21 protein-coding genes are annotated in these 21350 nt (G+C 55.0%); 7 read left to right on the forward strand and 14 right to left on the reverse strand.

Annotation, left to right across the window (positions count from 1 at the left end; all coding sequences use genetic code 11):
• Positions 1-139: 139 nt before the first annotated feature.
• The 14 genes from V2P20_RS00585 to V2P20_RS00650 form a co-directional block, all read right to left on the reverse strand.
• Positions 140-712 (reverse strand): cytochrome c, encoded by a 573-nt coding sequence (locus V2P20_RS00585; protein WP_331814920.1) that lies wholly within the window; start codon positions 710-712, stop codon positions 140-142.
• 83 nt (positions 713-795) lie between these two features.
• Positions 796-1269 (reverse strand): DUF6644 family protein, encoded by a 474-nt coding sequence (locus V2P20_RS00590; protein WP_331814922.1) that lies wholly within the window; start codon positions 1267-1269, stop codon positions 796-798.
• A 344-nt stretch (positions 1270-1613) separates the two neighbouring features.
• Positions 1614-2108, reverse strand: a complete 495-nt coding sequence (locus V2P20_RS00595) for a hypothetical protein (protein WP_331814923.1) — start codon at positions 2106-2108, stop codon at positions 1614-1616.
• A gap of 18 nt (positions 2109-2126) precedes the next feature.
• On the reverse strand, positions 2127-3131 hold the full coding sequence (locus tag V2P20_RS00600) for a hypothetical protein (RefSeq protein ID WP_331814924.1): 1005 nt from the start codon (positions 3129-3131) through the stop codon (positions 2127-2129).
• A 41-nt stretch (positions 3132-3172) separates the two neighbouring features.
• Positions 3173-4087, reverse strand: a complete 915-nt coding sequence (locus V2P20_RS00605) for a hypothetical protein (protein WP_331814925.1) — start codon at positions 4085-4087, stop codon at positions 3173-3175.
• A 148-nt stretch (positions 4088-4235) separates the two neighbouring features.
• A complete protein-coding gene (locus V2P20_RS00610) occupies positions 4236-4673 on the reverse strand; it encodes a DUF6152 family protein (RefSeq protein WP_331814926.1) in 438 nt (145 codons plus the stop codon).
• 791 nt (positions 4674-5464) lie between these two features.
• A complete protein-coding gene (locus tag V2P20_RS00615) occupies positions 5465-5884 on the reverse strand; it encodes a DUF6691 family protein (protein ID WP_331814928.1) in 420 nt (139 codons plus the stop codon).
• Entirely contained in the window at positions 5884-6315 is a 432-nt protein-coding gene (locus V2P20_RS00620) for a YeeE/YedE family protein (protein WP_331814930.1), read from the reverse strand. The genes V2P20_RS00615 and V2P20_RS00620 overlap by 1 nt, the downstream gene beginning before the upstream one ends.
• Before the next feature lie 50 nt (positions 6316-6365).
• Positions 6366-6656, reverse strand: a complete 291-nt coding sequence (locus V2P20_RS00625) for a hypothetical protein (RefSeq protein WP_331814933.1) — start codon at positions 6654-6656, stop codon at positions 6366-6368.
• Positions 6657-7188: 532 nt separating this feature from the next.
• Positions 7189-8841, reverse strand: coding sequence for a choice-of-anchor X domain-containing protein (locus tag V2P20_RS00630; RefSeq protein WP_331814936.1), 1653 nt, complete (start codon positions 8839-8841; stop codon positions 7189-7191).
• 560 nt (positions 8842-9401) lie between these two features.
• The gene (locus V2P20_RS00635; RefSeq protein WP_331814938.1) at positions 9402-9848 is read right to left on the reverse strand and encodes an NTP transferase domain-containing protein; all 447 of its coding nucleotides are present in this window, start codon (positions 9846-9848) and stop codon (positions 9402-9404) included.
• Complete coding sequence (locus tag V2P20_RS00640) at positions 9832-10944, reverse strand: XdhC family protein (protein WP_331814940.1); 1113 nt, start codon at positions 10942-10944, stop codon at positions 9832-9834. The genes V2P20_RS00635 and V2P20_RS00640 overlap by 17 nt, the downstream gene beginning before the upstream one ends.
• 52 nt (positions 10945-10996) lie before the next feature.
• A complete protein-coding gene (locus tag V2P20_RS00645; protein ID WP_331814941.1) occupies positions 10997-13249 on the reverse strand; it encodes a molybdopterin cofactor-binding domain-containing protein in 2253 nt (750 codons plus the stop codon).
• Complete coding sequence (locus V2P20_RS00650) at positions 13246-13719, reverse strand: (2Fe-2S)-binding protein (protein ID WP_331814943.1); 474 nt, start codon at positions 13717-13719, stop codon at positions 13246-13248. The genes V2P20_RS00645 and V2P20_RS00650 overlap by 4 nt, the downstream gene beginning before the upstream one ends.
• 836 nt (positions 13720-14555) lie before the next feature.
• On the opposite strand from V2P20_RS00650, the gene V2P20_RS00655 reads away from it, so the two are divergent.
• The 7 genes from V2P20_RS00655 (at position 14556) to V2P20_RS00685 (ending at position 21045) form a co-directional block, all read left to right on the forward strand.
• Positions 14556-15308, forward strand: a complete 753-nt coding sequence (locus V2P20_RS00655) for a GntR family transcriptional regulator (RefSeq protein WP_331814945.1) — start codon at positions 14556-14558, stop codon at positions 15306-15308.
• A gap of 118 nt (positions 15309-15426) precedes the next feature.
• A complete protein-coding gene (locus tag V2P20_RS00660) occupies positions 15427-16635 on the forward strand; it encodes a hypothetical protein (RefSeq protein ID WP_331814947.1) in 1209 nt (402 codons plus the stop codon).
• 47 nt (positions 16636-16682) lie between these two features.
• Positions 16683-17252, forward strand: coding sequence for an NADPH-dependent FMN reductase (ssuE, locus tag V2P20_RS00665; RefSeq protein WP_331814949.1), 570 nt, complete (start codon positions 16683-16685; stop codon positions 17250-17252).
• 19 nt (positions 17253-17271) lie between these two features.
• Positions 17272-18246 (forward strand): sulfonate ABC transporter substrate-binding protein, encoded by a 975-nt coding sequence (locus V2P20_RS00670; protein WP_331814951.1) that lies wholly within the window; start codon positions 17272-17274, stop codon positions 18244-18246.
• 75 nt (positions 18247-18321) lie between these two features.
• Positions 18322-19482, forward strand: coding sequence for an FMNH2-dependent alkanesulfonate monooxygenase (gene ssuD, locus V2P20_RS00675; protein ID WP_331814953.1), 1161 nt, complete (start codon positions 18322-18324; stop codon positions 19480-19482).
• The gene (locus tag V2P20_RS00680; RefSeq protein ID WP_331814955.1) at positions 19479-20273 is read left to right on the forward strand and encodes an ABC transporter permease subunit; all 795 of its coding nucleotides are present in this window, start codon (positions 19479-19481) and stop codon (positions 20271-20273) included. Before ssuD ends, V2P20_RS00680 begins: the two co-directional genes overlap by 4 nt.
• A gap of 22 nt (positions 20274-20295) precedes the next feature.
• Positions 20296-21045, forward strand: a complete 750-nt coding sequence (locus V2P20_RS00685) for an ATP-binding cassette domain-containing protein (RefSeq protein WP_331814957.1) — start codon at positions 20296-20298, stop codon at positions 21043-21045.
• Positions 21046-21350: the final 305 nt, after the last annotated feature.

The following is a 21350-nucleotide window of genomic DNA, read 5'->3' on the forward strand; positions in this document are numbered from 1 at the left end:
AAAGTATTCGTTTTTTAAAATTTTAACCACAATATATTGTGCATTTTATATTTGCATATAACAGCATATAGACGTCAAAGAGAAAAATTTTGAATACTTTCACAGTCTCGTACCCTACCGAACTAAACCCAGCATTCGACTATTTGGGCCGGCTATCGCCCGGATACCAAAATTGACTATGACATTGTTCGCAGGCCTGTTCGACTTCGCCGCCGGCCCTTTCCAGATCCTCGACGTTTTTGGCGTCTATCGCTGCGACCAGTTGCTGCGCGGCGGCCTGAAAATTATGGACCCGATTGACGTATTCGTTGCGGTTGGCAGCTATCAGTTTTGTGATATCCGCCGGGTTCAATTCGGCGCCGCCGCTGGAAGTTTTGGCGCTGGCGGCCGCAATGGGCCGGTCCTTGATCAGCAACAGGTTGCCGGCTTCGGCGACGGTCAATGCATGTTGCCTGAGGACCAGCCAGTCCCCGTCGGTTTGCGGGCGGCGTTCCTCGGTGCCGTTGGCCGTGCTGACCGACGATACCGAATTCCAGACGAAGTCGATATTGGGGTCGATGACAGAGGTCATGATTTCCTGCAGTGTCGCAGTCGGCTTGAAGGGCGGGCTCGGCTCGGTCGCAGAAATATTGCAGGCCGCCAGCAGCGAGGTCATGGCTAAAGCAGGTCCCGTGGCGAGTAATTTCAGAGCGGATTTCTTGGATAAATTCATAAATGGAATGGATTCTCTAGCAGGTAAAGTCCGATGCCGGCAAGTAAAGGCTCGTCATGCGCTTGTCGATGGCATTCCCGGATTCAGAAAAAACCGATAAAGCGTCCGGCAAACGCTACGCCGATCCACAAGCTCAGCACCAGCCCTCCGGTGGTTTTTGCCAGCCATGTGCCGCGGGATTCGGCGGCGGCGACTTTGCGGTACAGCGTCAAGTAAACCAGCAAGGCCAGGCCCAGCAGGACAAATTTGGCCCAAAAGAAATCGTTGGGGTAATAGCTGGTCGCGGCCGGAATGAAAATCAGTAGACCGGACACCACCAGGAGCGCCAAGCCCGTCCAGAACAGTCGGGCAGTACTGCGTTCGATCTGTGCCAGCGGTACATTGCGCAAGCCCAGACCCAGCAGATTCAGGCTGGTCAATAATACCGACGACAGCAGCAATATCATCCCGGCGATATGGCCGAGCTCCATCACGGCGCATAACAGATGGTCCAGGCCGCCGAGGAATCGGCCGAAGTCGCTGGATTGCAGCGTTTTAAACGTTTCAAGTGCTGTCATAACAATGATGATTCTTAAGGTTATTGATAACTCACTGATGTTACGCGGTCAGTTGAAGTTAGATCGGTTTAGCAAAGTGTCGCTAACGCGACAGTTGTGTTAATCGGGTTCTCGCACCCGAGGGCGAGTTCCTTTTCTTTGCGCGGCCAAAGAAAAGGAACCAAAAGAAAGGCCGCCCGGTTGCCGCTTGTATCCTGCGCTCCTCGCTTTTAACAGGCGTTGCCAAAAGGGACTCCTGTCCCTTTGGCAACGCGCGGCATCCCTGCCGCGCCCCTGCGGGCCTGATCTGTTAAAAGCTCCGGTGCTCGGCGCGGCAAACGGGATAAAGTCGTTCGTGCGTAACATCAGTAACTCAGATAAGGGATCAGGCGTCCGGCGATAATGGTCAGGCTCCACAGCGTCAGCGATGTGAATCCGGCGACTCTGACCGTGGCCGGCAGCGCCGGCCCGGCACCCCAGGCGTCGACGTCGCGCCCCCATTTCAGCTCGAACCACAGGGCATTGACGCCGGCCAGGGCGATGAAGCCGAGCTTGTAGAAAAACACCGGCAGCGTGATGATTTTGGAAGCCGTCGCGACAAACAGCAAAATCCCGGTCGCGAAGGTCAGTATGAATCCGCCCAGCAGCCACGGCCTGAGCGGGTGCAGCACCTGCGCGACCGGCAACTGCGGCAAGAACAGGCCGAGCAGGCGGAAATCGACAAAAAACAGCAGGCCCACCGAAACGGCCAGGCCGATCAGGTGCAGGCCTTCGATAATCGGAAACATGTAAACCGATTCGCGCAGCGCGGTGCCCAGTTCGGAGTCGTAAAGAGTTTGGGAAAATTCGATCAGTGACATATTACAAGTCTCAAAAATTTACTTCTTGGCCTGCTCGACGGCGCCTAATCCAAAGCTGCCGTTATTCTCGGCGCAGATGCGTTCGTACTGATCCAGTATCGTCTCCTTGCCGGCATGAGTGGCCGGTTCCACTTCGAAGTGCCAGCCGTTGGGCTGGTCCTTCGCCGTCCATTTGCGGGCCGGCACCGTTATGGTGAACGGCCGGGTATAAACGGTCGGATCGGTCAGCAGCGCCTCGTAGGTGTAGCGTTTGCCGTCATTGCTGAAAATATAGCGTTCCTGGATGTGGCCGTTTTCGCTGATGAATTCGCCGGAACGGCCGAACAAGGCCTTGCCGTTATGATTGGCGACGTCCACCACCAGCATGTTGCCTTCCCAGTGACCGCGCGAATCGCCGTTCCATAGTTTGATGTTGTCCGGCAGGTGCGGCTTGCCGTCCAGGTGGATGATGCGGGTGCCGGAATTGAACTGGAACAACACATAGCCGGGATATTGGCTGATCTCGTAACCGTGCCAGTACAGCGATTTGGGAATCCCGGCCGGCGCGCAGCGAGCCAACGGCTCGACATATTCCGGCTTGAGCGGGTTATGGAAATTGGCCTGAAATTCTTTGACCTTCTCCAACGCCCAGGGCTGAAACGGTACCTGGCCGTCCGCGGGATCGCTGACCCGGCTGGGCGCACGCAGCTCGCGCGGGCCTTTGGCGACCCGATTGGGATTGGGGTCATTGATGATGCCGCCTTGCGGGTCGGTAAAATTGTTGTGATTGGCGATGGTGTTCGACCAATGCCCCTGAACGTCCGGCTGTCCATCGGCCAGCCTTGGACCTATCCATTTGCCGGCGACGATCTTGGGAAAGCTTCTTTCCTGTTCGATGCCCGGCCCGCCCAGCCGTAACTGCTTCGGGGCCTGAGCCGGCTTGGCTTCCGGCTTTTTATCATCTGGCGCGGCAATGACGCTTTGGCAGGCGATCAACATTGCCGAAAGCGCCAATCCAGGCATAACCGCCGGTCGGTGTGTCATTTTATGCTTCATAACGTCCTCATCTTTGTCTGGCCGGCGTTTCATGGCTTATTGGGTTTGGGCGGATAGTATTGATCGTAGTCCAGCGTGAACCGGTAATCCTCGATCAACTGAAAATTCTTTTCCCGGTGCCGGTACAGAATCACGCTGATAGTCCAGGGGCGCGTGAATACGTTAGAGTCTTCGACCGTGGCTTTGTATTCGATCGTGTTCGGGTCCAGGAAGGCCCATTTTTCGATGACATGCAGCGCGTCGCTGTGGAAGTTGCCGGCCCGGTCGAACCAGGTTTTGTCGTTGAAGTGCCTGACGTCGACCACCAGCGTATCGCCTTCCCAGTGCGCGCGGGAATCGCCCAGCCACCAGTCGTACGGGTCCTTGGGATGATCGGTGCCGTCGGTGTGTATCGTGCGCACCGAATGGCCGAATTGATGCACCAGCGTCAGATCCTGTTTGCGCTGAAATATCTGGAACGGCTCGGGGTAATAGATACCGCGCGGCACGCCCAGCGTGTAGCCTTTCAGCGCCGGGTCGTCGGTAGCGCGGGCTTCGAAGTTTTTCTTTTTCTGCTCCAGCGCCTTGGGCAGATAGGGCAGGTAATGGCCTTCGACGATGCCGGCGCCGGGCGGCGCGTCCTTGCGGTTGGCATGCGGCTCCAGATCGTAGTCAGCGGCGCTGGTGGTTTGCCAGATCCCGGAGAAATCCGGTTTGCCATTGGCCAGCCTGGGTATTTTTTTAGCGGCGGCGAATGCACTGCCGACAGACATTATCAGCAATAGCACGATGCCTCCGGCCAGCATGGCGATGTCCTGGAGCCGGGCAGGCTCAGCAGTGCCACCGCTAAATGCCGTTCGCGCTGTGCTTGTCGAAAGGGGCTCTGAGCCGGGCTTCGGCAAGCTCGCCCCGAATGGGATGCCAGTAGACCTTAAGTCCTGGCTGCTATTCGGTGTAGTATTCAAGAATGTTCTCCTGATCGTTAGGCAAAGCCTGCAGTCTTGCCTGATTGGGCCTGGTCAGCCGGAAACGGAAACCGATTGTCAGGCGACTGGATCGCGCAGCCGATTAGGCCACGCAACGTTAAGAATCGGCAGATCTGGCGGGGCCGTACTATTGAGATTGGGCAGCGCCTTGCGCTTGCGCGTCGGGTGCGTCCTGGGCGCCGCCGGTTTTGACGCTGCGGCCGTCCGACAGTATCGTAGTGACCGCATAGCCAAACTCCTTGCCGTTCTTGGCCCGGTAGCCTTGAATGGTGACTTCGCTGCCGACCGGCAGGCTGGCCTTGGTGATGCCTTTTTGCCTCAGGCTGAACGGGGCGCCGAATTCGAAGCCCCAGTTCTTGACGCTGCCGTCCGGCTGCTTAGTGTCCAGATACAGCCAGCTATGCGGATTGACCAGTTCCAGCTTGGTTACAACGCCTTTCAGCTCGATAGGCTGTTCGGCATCGAATTCCGCTGAAAAGGCATGATGCGCGTTTGCCGGCAGCGCCGTCAGTGCGAGTAATCCGCTCGCGAATATCCCGGTTATCAGCTTGCCGCTCATATTCATTCGATCTTTCCTGTGCTTGTTCGTTAAAAAATCAGTCGTGGTGGAAACCGCGTGTTTGGAGGGTTTCCAGACTTGGCGATATAGAACAGCAAGATTCAGGCCAGGGTTTTAGGATTGCCCGTTATTAAGGTAAATGTTTTGTATTTTTGCAATCGGCTGCTTTGATGAGGTAATTGCCAGTCGGCACCGGCTTATTGATAAATCTTAGTGCATGGTAGGAATTGGCTGGGCGGGTTAACGGCTGTTGGTTAAGCAACAGCCTGGAAGCATCAACTGTTGATGGGCAGACAGGTTAAACAGTTGGTGTTACGCAGCAAGTTGAATTCAGGTCGGTTTGGTGAAGTGTCGCTAGCGCGACGGTTTGGTTTAATCGGGTTTCACGAAAAACATCCCTGTTTTTCGCCTTGACAGGCGACTAGGTCGTGCAAATCGATCATCCTGCCGATTTGTCGCACCCGAAGGCGAGTTCCTTTTCTTTGCGCGGCCAAAGAAAAGGAACCAAAAGAAAGGCCGCCCGGTTGCCGCTTGTGTCCTGCGCTCCTCGCTTTTAACAGGGGTTGCCAAAAGGGACTCCTGTCCCTTTGGCAACGCGCTGCATCCCTGCAGCGCCCCTGCGGGCTGTTCTCGTCGAAAGCTGCGGTGCTCGGCGCGGCAAACGGGAAAGGGTGCCTATCGTAACCTCAGTTAAACAGGACTTATGCAAGCCTGTTGAGTTAAGTTTCATAGCTTGGGCTACGTGCCAACCGTAACCCAACATCAAGACCAAACTGGATTCCTTAACGCGCAGCCGGTTATTTGGGACGATGCAGACGCTGAAAAAGCCCCATGCCCGCGAACATGGCGGCCGTGAAGACATAGATTTCAACCCGGCCATAACTCAGCGCGGCAATGGCCGGTCCCGGGCAGATGCCGGACAATCCCCAGCCTATGCCGAATAATGCCGCGCCGGTTAAAAGCCGGACATCGATGGGTGCCTTTTTCGGCTCGTTGAAACTTGATGCCAGTATAGGTGCCGGCCGGCGCCGGGCCAACCGTTGTATCAAGGCCAGGGTCGTCAGCGCGCCGGCCATGACCAATGCCAGACTCGGATCCCAGTGCCCGGCGACATCGAGAAAGCCGAGCACTTTCTCCGGATTGGTCATCTGCGCCAGCGTCAGGCCCAGGCCGAACAGCGTTCCGCAAAACAATGCCGAGAGATAGCCGCCCATCATCAACTCCCTGCACCAGGCCAGTGGCGCACGATATACACTGTAACTGCGGCAACGGTCATGAACGTCAATGTCGCCGCGACAGAGCGAGACGAGAGGCGCGTCAGCCCGCAGATGCCGTGGCCGCTGGTACAGCCATTGCCAAGGCCGGTCCCGTAACCCACCAGCAAGCCCGCGACCGACAGCACCGCCAGTGACGGGCTGATATGAAGGCTTGCCGTTTCGTCGCCGGCTACCCTGAACATTAAAGGGCCCAGCAGCAAGCCGGCAAGAAAGCAAAGACGCCAGCCGATATCGCGGCTGCGGGATGAAAACAGTCCGCCCGTAATGCCGGAGATGCCGGCAATGCGTCCGTTGAAAAGCCACAAAAGACCGGCGGAGAGACCTATCAGCCCGCCGCCAGCCAGTGCCGAATAAGGGGTAAAGTTTTCCATACGCTGTCTTTGAGTAACGAGTGAAAATGCTAGATCAGAACCGCTGCGGCCTAGCCGGCAGGAGCGATAGTCGATGGATTTTCGGGCCGGCTATCTGCTTGGGACTCAACCAATTGGCGCTGCTGAAGAAGCCGGGCATCATGGAGGATTGTTCCTTGGCTGATTATTCGCGGCGCGGTCTGAAAACTTCGGCTTCCAGGTCTGGCGGCAAAGGCCATAGTCTTGCTGCCTGCGTCATTGCCGTGGGTGAAATGGCCGTTCGCCGCTTCCGACAAACCCGGCACGCCTGCCATAGCCGCTATGGCGATGCCCAGCAGATAATATTTTTCCAGTGAATCCATAAATGCCCCCTTTTATTCAGTGCCGAATTCATTCTCGTTCAGTACGCATCTGGTCTGTCCAGGCTCGAACTGTGATCAGAGAGCACAGTTTATTAGAGTTTTTTTATTCAATAAAACGATCTAAATAGATAAATATATTTAATTAATAGATATATGATTCTGTATGGCGTAACGTTATCAATGTATGCATTCATGTAAATCGGATACGGCCTTAAGGCTCAGTTGCCGCCCGCTACGCCCATTCAGTTGGGTATGAATGCCGGCCATGATGGACAACGCGATGTTTCAGCGCCGATATCCAGGCCGACCGGCCCGGATACCCGGTTGCTTATACGCGAAATGAATTTGGAAGACGAAACCCTGCAGATACAATTATCTAGTCAGCGGTAAAGCCAGGTTTCTGCAAAGCTCCCGTCTTACATAAAAGGAGACGTACTTGTAGATTGGATTGAGGGTTGGAAACCCAGCTTCCATTATTTCGATAAGCTGGGTTTCTTCCTCAATCAAGCCGATTGATTATAGAAGCTTGATTTCATTTATCGCCGCTCCAGCCCTCAGCAGGGGGGCAGGAGCCTGATCTTTCGATCGCTTTTGCTCGTTGATACAATCCTTCCAGTTGTTTTTCAGCGACATCCGGATGTTTATTAGCAATTGCTTGAATTAATTTTAATTTTGCACGTAACTGATAACCTTGCTTTTCACACAAGCCGTTAGCAATTCTGATAACCTCGTTTTCCATACTGGAATTACAACCTATAAATTGGCTGCAAGAATAGGCGCTGGTTTCTCCTACTAAAGCAACTAGCTGAGCAAGTTGGGCGCTGGTATTAAAATTTGGATAAATTAAAAAATTAGTCAATTTATAAGGACCATCTTTGCCGCTTCCGCCAATATTGCTTCCCATAAATTGGAGTTTAACAGTATTTATTCCTGCATTCAGACTGAGTTGGCTGATTCCCATGCTCCCTATCAAGGTATTATCACTGGTCGAACGCAAGTCAGCAGAAATACCGTAATTACCTGAAACCAGGGTATCAATTGAAACATCAATCTCTAATTTATCAAATAATCCATCCGCATCAGCATCAATTCCTCGATCGCCGACAATGTCTTTAACAATTAAAGGATCGCGCTCGAAATGACTGATATCAATATTCAGTTCACCCAGATTGTTCCATACCCCTAAAACTTTGGGGCCCTTCCAGATATTGAGCGAAGAAACATGCCAAGGCTGAGCACTTAATGTTTTTAATTTTTTTACATCAAAAGTGACACTTAGAGGCGTTTCTGGCTGATCAACCAAGGAAGTTTCCGTAACACTCGTACCTGAAGCGTCTTTAATCTCGGCAGTAACTGAATAAGTTCCCGGCAAGCGAGGCTGCAATTCCTCAAACGTTAGAACGACGTTATTAATTAAACTGTTATTGTCAGAATCGACTAACTTGACATTGAATTGGCCTGAAACAGAAACATCTTTCTCTGATACGGAGAAAGCCTCGTAAACGCGCCCTCGATGGTTGTTCCAGTTGGCGTTGATCACCGTCTTATAATCGCCAGTTTTATCAAGATTAGTAAGTGTCGTGTAAACGCCATCGCCCGCTGAAAGGTCAGGTGCTTGGCCATCATCTTTTAGCGTTAATTGACGTACGGTCGTTCCCGTTGAATCTAATACACCAACGTTTATAGTGGCTCCCGTTGCTGGGAAGCCGGCATAATACAGTATTACTGAAAACGGTATTTCTGTATTAGGTGTTATAGGCTGTGAAGGATTTCCAATGATTGCTCTATATTGCAAACTTGGATCCTCCAAGACAGAAAATCCTGCTTTTTCTTGATCCCGGGCCTTTACTGTAAACGCAAAAGTGCCTGTGATCGCAGAATCTGAACCAATTGTAATTAAGGATTCATTGTTAATATCGCTTGTATCAATTGACCAATTAATGCCGTAGTTACTGGCATTGCTTTCATTAATTGATGTGCCATTAGGTAATGTCAAAATAATATCACTGCTATTTGCTCCGGTTACGAAAGCAGAAAAGCTATCATTTGATATTAAAAATTGTTCGCTAATGGAACCATTCTTTTCGGTTTGAAAAACCTGAGCCATTGGGATAAGGGGTAATGCTTGGCTTGTTATACTTACAGTAGCAACAATTAACCCGCTAATATACGAAAATATTTTCATTTTAAAGCCCCCCATCCAAGCGCATTTTTACCTTGTGAAATTGCTTCATCTTGTGATTGTTTATCAATTACAGTTCCGTGGTTTTTTCCATTAGCTCCGGTTAGAGATATTGTACTTATTATGCCCGGTGCTCCATGAGTGTAGTGGTCTAATTTTGATGGACACCGTTATAGGAGGAAAATACCCTACCTAAACGGAGAAAATGATGACTCAAAAACGCAGGAAATTCGATGACAGCTTCAAGCTTAAAGTCGTGCAATTGATCAAAGAGCAAGGCCTGAGAACTATAGGATATGCTGAACATAGTGAAGCGCATCAATCGCGAAAAATGCGCCTCGTACCTCGGCACATCCAATAGACTGACGAAATCCGGCCAATTTAAAAAAGTCGGAGAATCGAAAGATCAAATCTCTGAAAGACTGATTCGTGCTTGAAATCGCACATGCTGGAAAACGATGTGCAGGTTTTACTCCTCAGCAGAATAACGAACGGTTAAATAGCCAAAATCTTCCTTGTTATCAATATCGAGTTCCGCTTCGGGCAAGGGGATTTTCAGCAGGCTATTTTCGAATTGCATTAAAAGTGGCTTGGCGCCCCGGTCGCCTCTGAGCGTCAGCAGATGCTCGAAAAATCTGGCCGGAAACAATGCCGGAGCGATGATATTGACTGGCAACGATCTGGAGCGGCGCGCTTTGCCAGTCATGCAGCAGCTTTTGCAGGCGGGCGGTGGTAATCAGCGGCTGATCGGCAAGCAGGATCAGCGTAGCGGCGGCCGGCTCAGGCAAGGCCTGCACGCCGGTTCGGATGGAAGAGGCTATACCTTCCTGCCAGTCCGGGTTAATGATTGCAGTGACGGCACCAAGATCGATGGCTGCCTGTATAGGTTCGGCATGGGCGAGTTTGTCAAAATTGAGCGAGCATTCAGAAGCAAGGAGCGGTTGCCCCATGCGGCTGGATGCGCCGGCCGCCAGAACAATGGCGTAAACGTTATCAATGTATGCATTCATGTAAATCGGATGCGGCCTTAAGGCTCAATGGCTGCCCGCTGCGTCCATTCAGTTCGGCATGAATGCCGGCCATAATGGACAACGCGATTTCTTCCGGCGTTTCAGCGCCGATATCCAGACCGACCGGCCCGAATACCCGGTTGCTTATTCGTGAAGCATCGCTGCCGAGGCTTTGCAACAGCCTGTCCTTGCGATGTGAGGGACCTAACAGCCCGATAAACGGAATGTGAGAAAACATGATCGATTTGAGGTAGCGCTCATCGTATTCGATGTTATGCGTCATCAATACCAGCGCGTTGAACCGATTCAGTTCCAGACTGCTGTTCAGATCCTGCGGCATGAGGTGAAGCAGGCGGTCGGCCTGAGGAAAACGCTCTTTTTTGATATGACCGGGCCGGTGATCGACCACTGTAACGCGCCAGCCTAGCGACTTGGCGAGCTGCACGAGAGGGATGGCATCGGCGCCGGCGCCCAATACCAGCAATTGCAATGGCGGCTGGAGAGGATCGTAAAATGCCCCAACGGCCTGATTGTTGATTACATGCGATTCGATGCGCGATTTTTGTTGCAATAAGGTTTGCAAAGTCGGTGCCGTGAAAGGAAAAGGCGTGGTAGTCAACAACTGCCGCTTAACTGATCTCAGCAGAAGGAAGTGATGGCCGACCGGAAAGTCGGGATGCCCGGATTCATATACAGTGACCAGAACGCCGGCCAGATTGGCTTCGGCGGCATCGGCAATGACATTCAGCGGTCTGAAATCCTCTTCCGCTTTCAATAACTGCAGCAAAACCCTGACCGCGCCGTTGCAGCCCAGGCCCAGCCCCCAGACCACGTCATCCGGGGAGCGCATATCGTAAAAAACCGCCTTGGCCTCGCCGGTCTCGAAAACCGATAGCGCCTGCTCGATCAGATCCCGCTCGAAACAGCCGCCGCCCAGCAACCCGATCAATTTGCCTTGTTTGGTTATTAACATGCGCGCGCCGGCTTTTTGATAGGTCGAGCCGAAAGTTTCAATGATGGTAGCCAGTACGCAGTCTTCGGCCTGTTGCTTCAGTTGCCGGTAGGCATTGATCAGGTGATTGATTTTATTGGCCATGACTTATCCGGGGCTTTTTCCTGCGGTGAATTCATCGATGATTTTGTGCATGCTAACTCCAGCTCAGATCGGTTCGCAGCAAGGGCAGTTGCCGCACGCGTATGCCGGTAGCCGCGAAGATCGCGTTGCAGACGGCCGGCGCCAGCGGCGGCAGGGCCGGTTCGCCGAGACCGGTCACCGGATGGTTGGTCTTGAGAAAATGCACGTCCACCCGCGTCGGGGCATCGTCGATGCGGATCATCGGATAATCGCCGAAATTGCTCTGGACGATGCGGCCTTTCTCGATATTCAGTTCCTGGAACATCAGCGCGCCGAGACCGTCGACTACCGATCCCTGCACCTGATTTTCCGCGCCGCTGAGATTGACGATTTGCGAACCGATGTCGGTCGAAACCACGACGCGGTCGACCTTGAGCTTGCCTTCCCTGGACACGGTGACTTCGGCGACCTGAGCAATATAGCCGCGATGGCTGAAATGGAAGGCGATGCCCTGGCCCTGTCCGCGCGGAAAGGTTTTTTTGCCCCACTCGGCTTTTTCCGCCACATGCCGCAGCACGTGCTTCATGCGGTCGACGTCATAGGGAATGCCTTGTTTGTCGGTGCCCAGGAGAAAGCCCTTGTCGCCCAGGATTTCCAGACGAAATTCCAGCGGGTCGCGGCCGGCGGCATGCGCCAGCTCGTCGATAAAGCTGTGAAACACCCACGCCAGTACGTTGCTGCGCGGCGCGCGCCAGGGGCCCATCGGAATGCCGCATTCCAGAGGCGTCTGCTCCAGGAGGCAGTTTTCCACCCAGCGGCCGGGAAATTCGTCGCCGGACAGGTTGGCGCCGCTGCCGAGTTCCAATGAAGGTTTGCCGTCCACGACGACCTGATGGGCGAACGTCACAAAATGGTTGTGCCAGGCGATCAGCTTGCCCTTGTCGTCGAGCCCGCCGCGCAGGAAGTGGAAGCCGCCGGCGCGGTATTGGTCGTGACGCAGATCGTCCTCGCGCGTCCAGGTCAGCTTGACTGGCGCCGCCACGCGCTGGGCGATGGCCGCCGCTTCGATAATATAGTCCGGTATCAGGCGTCGTCCGAAACCGCCGCCGCTGCGGGTAATGTGCAGGGTGATTTGGTCCTTGGGGATGCCCAGTGTCTGCGAGCCAATTTTCTGGCCGGCTTCGGGATTTTGCGTAGGCGCCCAGATTTCAATCGTCCCGTCCTTGTGCCAGGCGGTGCAATTCTGCGGTTCTATGCTGGCGTGCGAGATGAAGGGATAACTGTAAGCCGCTTCGACCGTTTTATCGGCTTTCTCGAGCGCCGTCTTGGCATCGCCGTCATTGCGCAGAACCTCCGCGCCGGGCTGCCAGGACAGTTCCTGAGCCCTGGCGGCGAAACCCGTCCAGCTTTCCGCCGCCACCTTGCCTTCATCCCAGACGACCTTTAGATGTTTGCGGGCGCTGAAGGCCTCCCAGGTCGAGTCGGCGACGATAGCCACGCCGGGCAGCAAGCCTTTGAGATCGGCGCCGCCTTCGATAATGAAGGCGGCGCGCACGCCGGGCAGCGACTTGATCTCGTCCAGATTGGCGCTGACGACCTTGCCGCCGAAAGCCGGCGATTTCTCGTAGACCGCATAAAGCAGGCCCGGCAATTGGACGTCGATGCCGAACAGGGGCTTGCCGGTCACGATGGATGGATTGTCGACGCCGCCGATGCGCGTGCCGAGCAGTTTGTAACTTTCAGGCGATTTCAACCGGACCGATCCGGCATCAGGAACCGGCAGGTCGGCGGCCGTGGCGACCAGCTGACCATAGCCAAGCTTGCGGCCGGTAGCCGGATGATGGACGGCGCCGTCCCGGGCGATGAGTTCCGATGCGGAAAGCACCCAAATCCGCGCGGCCGCTTCGACGAGCATGGTGCGCGCGGTCGCGCCGAGCCGGTGGAACTCCTCGTAATTGGTCGGCGTCGAGCGCGAGCCGCCGGCATTCTGGCTGCCGTAAGCCGGATCGAGGTCGCCCTGGATGATGAGAACATCCTTCCAGTTGACCTCCAGTTCCTCGGCGATGATCATGGGCAAGGAGGTCTTGATGCCCTGGCCGATTTCGGGCTGCTTGCTGATCAGCGTCACCGCGCCGCTCGGAGCGATGCGGATGAAAGCGTTGGGTCTGAACGCCTCCTGTTCAGCGAGGGCGGACGGCTTGGCGACCAGATTCGCCGCGCTGTAGGCCGTATTCAGATAAGAGCCGAGGATCAGGCCGCCGCCGGCCAGCGCGGACTTGCGCAGAAAGTCGCGGCGGCCGGCATTTTCAAGAAGATCTGCACTCATACTGACTCCTTGCCGGCGATTTCAGCCGCGCGATGGATGCCCGCGCGAATACGCAGATAAGTGCCGCAACGGCACAGATTGCCGGCCAGTGCGGCGTCGATGTCCTGGTCCGAAGGATGCGGATTTTTTTTCAGCAGCGCGGCGGCGGTCATGATCTGGCCGGCCTGGCAATAACCGCATTGCGGCACATCGAGTTCCTGCCAGGCCTGCTGCAAGGGATGCCCGCCGTTCGGAGCTAGCCCTTCAATGGTGGTGATCCGGTTTTTTTCGACGTTGGAGACAGGTGTCAGACAGGCTCGGGTAGGCACACCGTCGATATGCACGGTACAGGCGCCGCACTGGCCGACGCCGCAGCCGAACTTGGCGCCGACCAGGTTGAGATGGTCGCGCAGCACCCACAACAAAGGGGTGTCAGAGGCAACGTCCACGGTTCTCGGCTCGCCGTTGACGTTGAGTGTGTATTTGCTCATAGGAAATGGATTCGCTTATAGATCGAGGGAAAAAAGTTATCCGCGTAGCTCCATCACTTACCGGAGGAATGAGCAAGGTAAAAAACTTCATACTCTCATCTGTTCCTGCCGATCGGATAAAGGCAATACGGTGGTTTCGTTTAACGAACGCAAAATTCGTACCGAGTAAGGGCGGAGCTGGAGTTAATGTCCGGATGCGGCGGGACGGAGGCATATTGTCTCGTTTGAGATGTTTGGCATTGATTATGTGCGTCGCTTGGCTCAGACATCGTGGAAACGTTAGGGACGGGGGGTGTAAACCCAATGCCGTTAAGTTAAGCCGTTCGTGGTGAGCCCTTCGGCTGCGCTCAGGACAGGCTTGTCGAACCATGAATGGCTTAACGACTTGTTCCGCTCACCCTTCGACAAAGCCTTTAGTCCTGAGCGTAGTCGAAGGAGCAGGGCGAACGAAACAAGTCTTAACTTAATGGCATTGGTTGCAAACCCCGTCCCGCTTGCACATTGACGATCTGTTGCCAAATCAACAGCGGAGTAACAGTTCCTGTTTACCAGGCAGCATTATGGTCAGCCTGTCTCTGTCCTTTGCAAGCAAGTCAAACCGCTATGCGCCATTGCGGGCGCTGTTGATTTCCGAGCAGTCAATCAACAGCAAATGCTGATAATCCAGCAGAACCAAGAGCGGTGCCCGCCGGCTGCGCAGGGCTTGCCTGACTCTTTGCGCTCATAAGAACTTCCATATTATCAATGATATAGCAAGATGCAGTCGTTCTTGTCCAAACTTGGCATCGGTTTTGCAATAAACGTGCAAGTAATAACCTGTAATGACGAGTCCTATCATGACGATACCTATCATGCCGCCCAACAAATCCGCTCAGCAGGCGCCGGGGCCTTTATACGCGCGCATCCGTGACGAACTGCGGGCCGATATCGTTGTCGGCACCTACCAGCCTCACCAGCGGCTGCCGTCGGAAAGCGATCTGATCGGCCGTTACGGCGTCAGCCGCATTACCGTGCGTCAGGCTTTGGGGGAGTTGGAGAAAGAAGGACTGCTTTTCAAAGTGGTCGGCAAGGGAATGTTCGTTTCCAAGCCCAAGCCGTTTCAATCGTTGGCGCGCCTTCAGGGCTTTGCGGAAGCGATGGCGCAGCAGGGGCACGAAATCTACAACCGCCTGATCAGCCTGAAATTCCTGCCCGCCAGTGCGAAAGTAGCGCAGCAGCTTGGCCTGGAAGAGGGCAGCCTGGTAACGGAGCTGAGGCGGGTGCGCCATCTCAACCGGGAGCCGGTGTCGTTCGACATCACTTATTTGAGCGTCAGCATCGGGGAACGGCTCGCCAAAGAGGACCTGACTACCCGCGATCTTTTCCTGATCCAGGAGAACGATTACGGCATTCCGCTTGGCTACGCCGATTTGACTATCGATGCGGTGCTGGCCGATGCAGAGCTCGCCGGATTACTGCAGGTCTCCGAGGATTCGCCGATTCTGCGCATCGAGCGGCTCACCCACAACAGTGACGGCATCCCGCTGGATTTCGAATACCTGTACTGCCGGGCGGACAACTTTCAATTCCGGCTGAGAGTTGCGAGATGACAAGCAGGGCATGACTCATGGCTGGCAGGATTGCGGACCTGTTGAAAATCTGAAATTAAAAAAATAAATAAAACTGACTGGACAACCAAAGGTTAATTAAAACAAGGGGAATTTAATTGTGATTGTTTTTGAATCTGCGGCTAAAAAGTCAGTAGCAGTGCCGTTATCTGATTCTTCAGGTCATCAGAAAGGCTTTAACAAAAATGGCTTTTCATCGGCATTGGCCAAGAGCATGGTTCTTGCATCTTTATGGGTTGTTCAGCCTGATGCCTATGCCGACAACATGGATTCGCCTTACTTGAAACTTGGAAAAATCGATACCTTTTACGACCGCAAGGACAATGGCGATTTTCAGGTCAACAGCTTTCTCTGGTCACCTGTCTTTAAAGGCGGTTACGGGATCATAGCGCCTGAGAACGGCGGACAGGACACGCATTATTTCGGCGGCTATGTGCGCCCGCTGCTGACGCATCCGGAACTGGGGGATGCCTTCCTGGGGGCACAGGAAGTGCTCGTCGGCGACAGCAGCCAGACCGAGGTGCAAGGCGAATACCGGCTGCCTTCCGGCCTGGGTTTCGGCGGCGGTTTCGTCGACCGGGAATTCAGCGACCAGGACATTCAGTTTGCCAGGGTCTCTTATAAAAACCAGTGGCAGGGCATCCGGTACATCCTGTCGACGCAATGGCAGAATTTTCAGGGCCAGGATTATCCCGGCGGCTATGTCGCGCTGTACAACACAGAGCTGATGGCCTCATGGGGAAGCGACGGCGAACAGTGGCGAAGCTCTTTCGGTTACGTTATGCCGGACCACGGACAGTTGTTGCGTCCCGCACTCGAGGTTCTGTATATCGACAACACCATCGGCAAGGTCGATGGCTCCAAGGATTTGATGATAAGCGGCAGCCTGGGTTTCCGTAACGGTTTTTTGAGTCATGAAGCGCGTCTGGGGCGGGCAATGGGGCCGACCGGCATGGAGTTTACCAATCCCGTGGCTCATTTAACGCCTACTTTTAACAGGCGTTTAAATACCTGGGAGCTCGGCGAACTGGTCGATTTTCGCTATATCAACAAAGCGCTGCCTAATGGTCGCCGGGAAGAAACGCTGGAGGCGGTCGTCTTTCCGGGCCAGTTAGTGGGACATGACAGCTTGCTGAGTTCCATATTCGTTGGCGGGGGTATGACCAGCCCGAACCCCGGAGAAAACGGCGTCAGCGGCCTGTTGGGTTATGCCGGACGCATCAAGCACGTGGGCTCAAACCTTCGTCTCCAGCATGATTTTGACCGGGACGATACGTCGCTCTATTTCGGTTTGATTTATTGGCTGTAATGCATTGAACAGCCATTCGCATTGATAAAAATCAGGAGAATAAATTTATGTCTCATATTGTTGCCATAGCAGGCAGTACAGCTGAACAGTCAAAATCCACTGACTTGCTGAAACGGATCCTCGCCCAGGTTGAAGCGTATGGTTTTTCCACGCAACTGCTGTCCGTGCGGGATATTCCGGCGCAAGAATTGATTTACGGGGCCGGAAAGGACAGTCCGCACCTGAACCATGTGACCGGACACATTGAGCGCGCAGCCGGCGTCATCGTTGCGTCTCCGGTTTACAAGGCTTCCTACAGCGGTGCCCTGAAAGCTTTTCTGGATCTGCTGCCGCAAAAATCCCTGGCCGAAAAAATCGTCCTGCCGATCATGACGGCCGGGTCCTCTAAACACCTGCTCGCCATCGATTACGCGCTGAAGCCCGTGTTGACCGCTTTAGGCGCCACGCATGTGCTGAGCGGCTTTTTTGTCTCGGACGACCTGATTCAAAGGGACCCGTACGGGCTCTTGTCACTGGACGATGAAACCGAGTCAAGACTCAGGGAACAGGTTCGCGCGTTAGTGTTTGCAGCCGGTTTGCCCACACCTCAAAAAGACTATGAACCAACAGAATATTAATCAACCCGGGGGGAATTTTATGAGTAAGAAACGCTTTTTCACAGCCATTCAGTCATTAATGGCGGTTGCCGCTATGGCGACAGCAGTTTCCAGCACAGCTTACGCGGCAGGCGAGGACTGGCCGAAGGAAATCACTCTGGGCTATCAGAAGTACGGCCCCTTGATTATTCTCAAATCGACCGGCGAGCTGGAAAAGCGCCTGAAAGAGCACGGCGTGACAGTGAACTGGGCGGAATTCCAGTTCGGGCCGCCGATGCTGGAAGCATTGAACGCCGGCAGCCTGGATTTTGCCATTACCGGCGAGACGCCGCCTGTCGCCGCTCAGGCGTCCAAGGGCTCTTCCATTGTCTACATCGCCAACGAGCCCGCCTCGCCGCAGGGCGAAGGCATTGTCGTCAAAGCCGATTCCGAACTGAAAACCATTGCCGATCTGAAGGGCAAGAAGGTGGCGGTCGCCAAAGGCTCGAACGCGCATTTTTTCCTGATCCAGGCCCTGGCGAAAGCCGGCCTGACGCTGGACGACATCAGCGTGGCCTATTTGGCGCCGGCGGATGCCAGGGCCGCTCTTGAGCGCGGCGACGTGGCGGCCTGGTCGATCTGGGATTATTTCTATGCCGCCGCCGAAATCCAGCTGGGCGCGCGCGCTTTAACGACCGGCGAAGGCATCGTGAACAACTACGCGTTCTATACCTCAAGGCGCGACTTTGCCGAGCAATATCCGGCGCTGCTCGACGTAGTGCTCGATGAAGTCCGCAAAACGGACCAATGGATCAAGGACAATCCCGCCGAAGCCTCGCAAAAACTGGCGACGCATGTCGGCATCGACGCCAAAATCCTCGAAAGAGCATTGCGCCGCAGCAACTACGGTCCGGAGCCTTTGAAGCCTGAAGTAACCGCCGCTCAGCAGAAGATTGCCGATACGCTGCTGGCCGTCAAATTACTGCCCAATCAAATCAAGGTGCAGGACGCCGTCTGGCAGCCGCAAGGCAGATAAACGTTACAGTAGCCGGAACCCAAGGTTCCGGCAGTTCAAATCAACCGGATAAACAACCGATCAGGGGACAGTATTATGAAAATTTTTTGGTTCTTACCCACGCAAGGCGATGGCCGCTATTTAGGTTCGGCCGTCAATGCCCGGCCGGCGAATCATCACTATCTGACTCAAATTGCACGCGCTGCCGATGAACTGGGTTACGAAGGCGTTTTGATTCCGACCGGCCGCACCTGCGAGGATGCCTGGATTGTCGCGTCGTCGCTGGTTTCCGTGACCAATCGCCTGAAGTTTCTGGTCGCTTTGAGGCCGGGCGTGCTATCGCCGGCGGCGGCAGCGCGGATGACATCGACGCTGGACCGTTTCTCCGACGGCAGGCTGTTGCTGAATGTGGTCGTTGGCGGCGATGCGGCCGAGCTGGCCGGGGACGGGATTTTTCAATCGCATGACGACCGTTACGAACATGCCGAGGAGTTTCTGCATATCTGGCGGGAATTGCTGGAAGGCAGGAAAGTGGACTTTCAGGGAAAACATACCCGCATAGAGGGCGGCAGACTGCTTTTCCCTTCCGTGCAAAAACCGCATCCGCCGCTGTATTTCGGCGGCTCGTCTCCTGCGGCGCACCAGTTTGCGGCGAATGAGATGGACGCGTATTTGAGCTGGGGCGAGCCGCCCGCGCAAGTGGCGGAAAAAATCGCCGATGTGCGCGAGAAGGCCGCGAAAAACGGCAGAACGCTGAAATTCGGCTTGCGCCTGCACGTGATCGTGCGGGAAACCGATGAGGAGGCCTGGGCCGCCGCCGACGACCTGATCAAATATGTTGATGATGATGCGGTAGCCAAGGCGCAACAGGCTTTCAAAAGATCCGATTCCGAAGGCCAGCGGCGCATGGCGGAACTGACCCAGTGGGGCGGCTCGCGCACCCGCGAAGCGCTGGAAGTGTCGCCGAACTTGTGGGCCGGAGTGGGCCTGGTCCGGGGCGGCGCAGGAACGGCGCTGGTCGGCTCGCCGGAAACGGTGGCCGCAAGAATCAAGGAATATGCGGATCTGGGCATCGACAATTTCGTGCTGTCCGGCTATCCGCACCTGGAAGAAGCCTATCGCGTCGCGGAATTGCTGTTTCCGTTGCTGCCTGTCAACGCCGGCAAGCAGAAAGAAGACGCCGTCGTTTATTTGAGCCCGGTCGGCGATACCGGCCATGTCGATGTGTCATCGGAACTGAAGGTCGGTGCATCATGAGCATCGGTCAATTGTTGCCTGACCGGTCAAGACTGATCGGCCGGATTTCAGGGTGGTTCCTGCCTGTTTTCCTGATCGCCGCCTGGTGCATTGCTGCCCAGAACAGCTGGATTTCTTCCCGGATTCTGCCGGCGCCTTTCGATATCGTCAACTCGGCGGTTAACCTGACCGCGTCCGGGGAACTGGCGAAAAACATCCTTGCCAGCGCCGAGCGCGCAAGCTGGGGGCTTTTGATCGGCGGCAGCATCGGCTTCCTGCTGGGTCTTCTTAACGGTCTGTTCAGGACCGCAGAGCGTTTTCTCGATACCACCGTGCAGATGGTCAGAAACGTGCCGCATCTGGCGTTGATTCCGCTGGTCATCATCTGGTTCGGCATCGGCGAGGAAGGCAAGGTGTTTCTGGTGACGCTGGGGGTGTTTTTCCCGATCTATGCCAACACCTATCACGGCATAAAAACGACCGACCCGCAATTGATCGAGATGGGCCGCGTTTATGGCCTGAGCCCCTGGCAGCTGTTTTCCCAGATCATTTTTCCGGGCGCGCTGCCTTCTATCCTGGTGGGGCTGCGTTATTCGCTGGGGCTGATGTGGCTGACGCTGATCGTCGCGGAGACCATCGCTACCACCTCCGGCATCGGTTACATGGCGATGAACGCCCGTGAGTTCATGCAGACGGATGTCGTGATTCTGGCCATTCTGATCTACGCCTTGCTGGGCAAGCTGGCCGATGCGGCGGTCCATTTTCTTGAAGGCCGTATTCTGCAATGGCATCCCGGTTTTAACCACAAATAAGGCAAGCAGCGCAATTTTCGCAATGAAAGCAAATTCAAAGCATACATCCAGTCTTACGCTCAAACTGCAACAGGTAAGCAAACGGTTTGGCGAACTGACCGTTCTGGAAAATTTAAACCTGATGATCGAACCGGGCAGTTTTGTCGCCATTGTCGGGCGAAGCGGTTGCGGCAAGAGCACCTTGTTGCGGCTGATTTCAGGGCTGGACCAGCCGGATGAAGGCACCGTTTTTTACGATGACAAAGTGCACCGGCAGCTCAACGGCCATGCCCGGGTCATGTTTCAGGAAGCGCGCCTGCTGCCCTGGCAGAGAGTGCTCGATAACGTCGGCCTGGGTCTGGGCAAGGCGGGAAAGGGCCGGGCGCTGGAGGCATTGAGGCATGTCGGGCTTGAATCCAGGGCCAATGACTGGCCATCGGTTCTGTCAGGCGGGCAACGGCAGCGCGTGGCGCTGGCGCGCGCCCTGGTGCACGAGCCGCGCCTGCTGTTGCTGGATGAGCCACTGGGGGCGCTGGACGCCTTGACCCGGATAGAGATGCAGCAACTGATAGAAAAAGTATGGCTGGAAAGCGGATTCACGGCCGTACTGGTCACGCATGACATTTCGGAAGCCGTCACCTTGGCCGACCGCGTCATTCTGCTCGACGGCGGCAAGATTGATCTGGATATCCGCGTTGATCTGCCGCGCCCGCGCCACCGCGACAACCCCAGGTTGATTCAGCTGGAAGAAGAAATACTGCACCGCGTGCTGAATTCTCCGGAGATCGTTTAACTGAAGCCCCGGTTGCGGCATTTATAACTGATGTTACGCACGGGCGGTTTCACCCCGTTTGCCGTGCCGAGCACCGCAGCTTTCGGCGAGAATAGCCCGTAGGGGCGCTGCATGGATGCAGCGCGTTGCCAGAGGGCCAAGGATGGCCCTTCTGGCAACCCTCGGCGAAAGCGAGGAGCGCAGGATACAAGCGGCAACCGGGCGGCCTTTTCTTTGGTTACTTTCTTTTGGCCGCGCAAAAGAAAGTAACTCGCCTTCGGGTGCGATAAACCCGATTAAATAAAGCCGTCGCGCTAGCGACACTT

The sequence above is a fragment of the Methylobacter sp. Wu1 genome, assembly GCF_036553575.1.
Taxonomy (GTDB): Bacteria; Pseudomonadota; Gammaproteobacteria; order Methylococcales; family Methylomonadaceae; genus Methylobacter.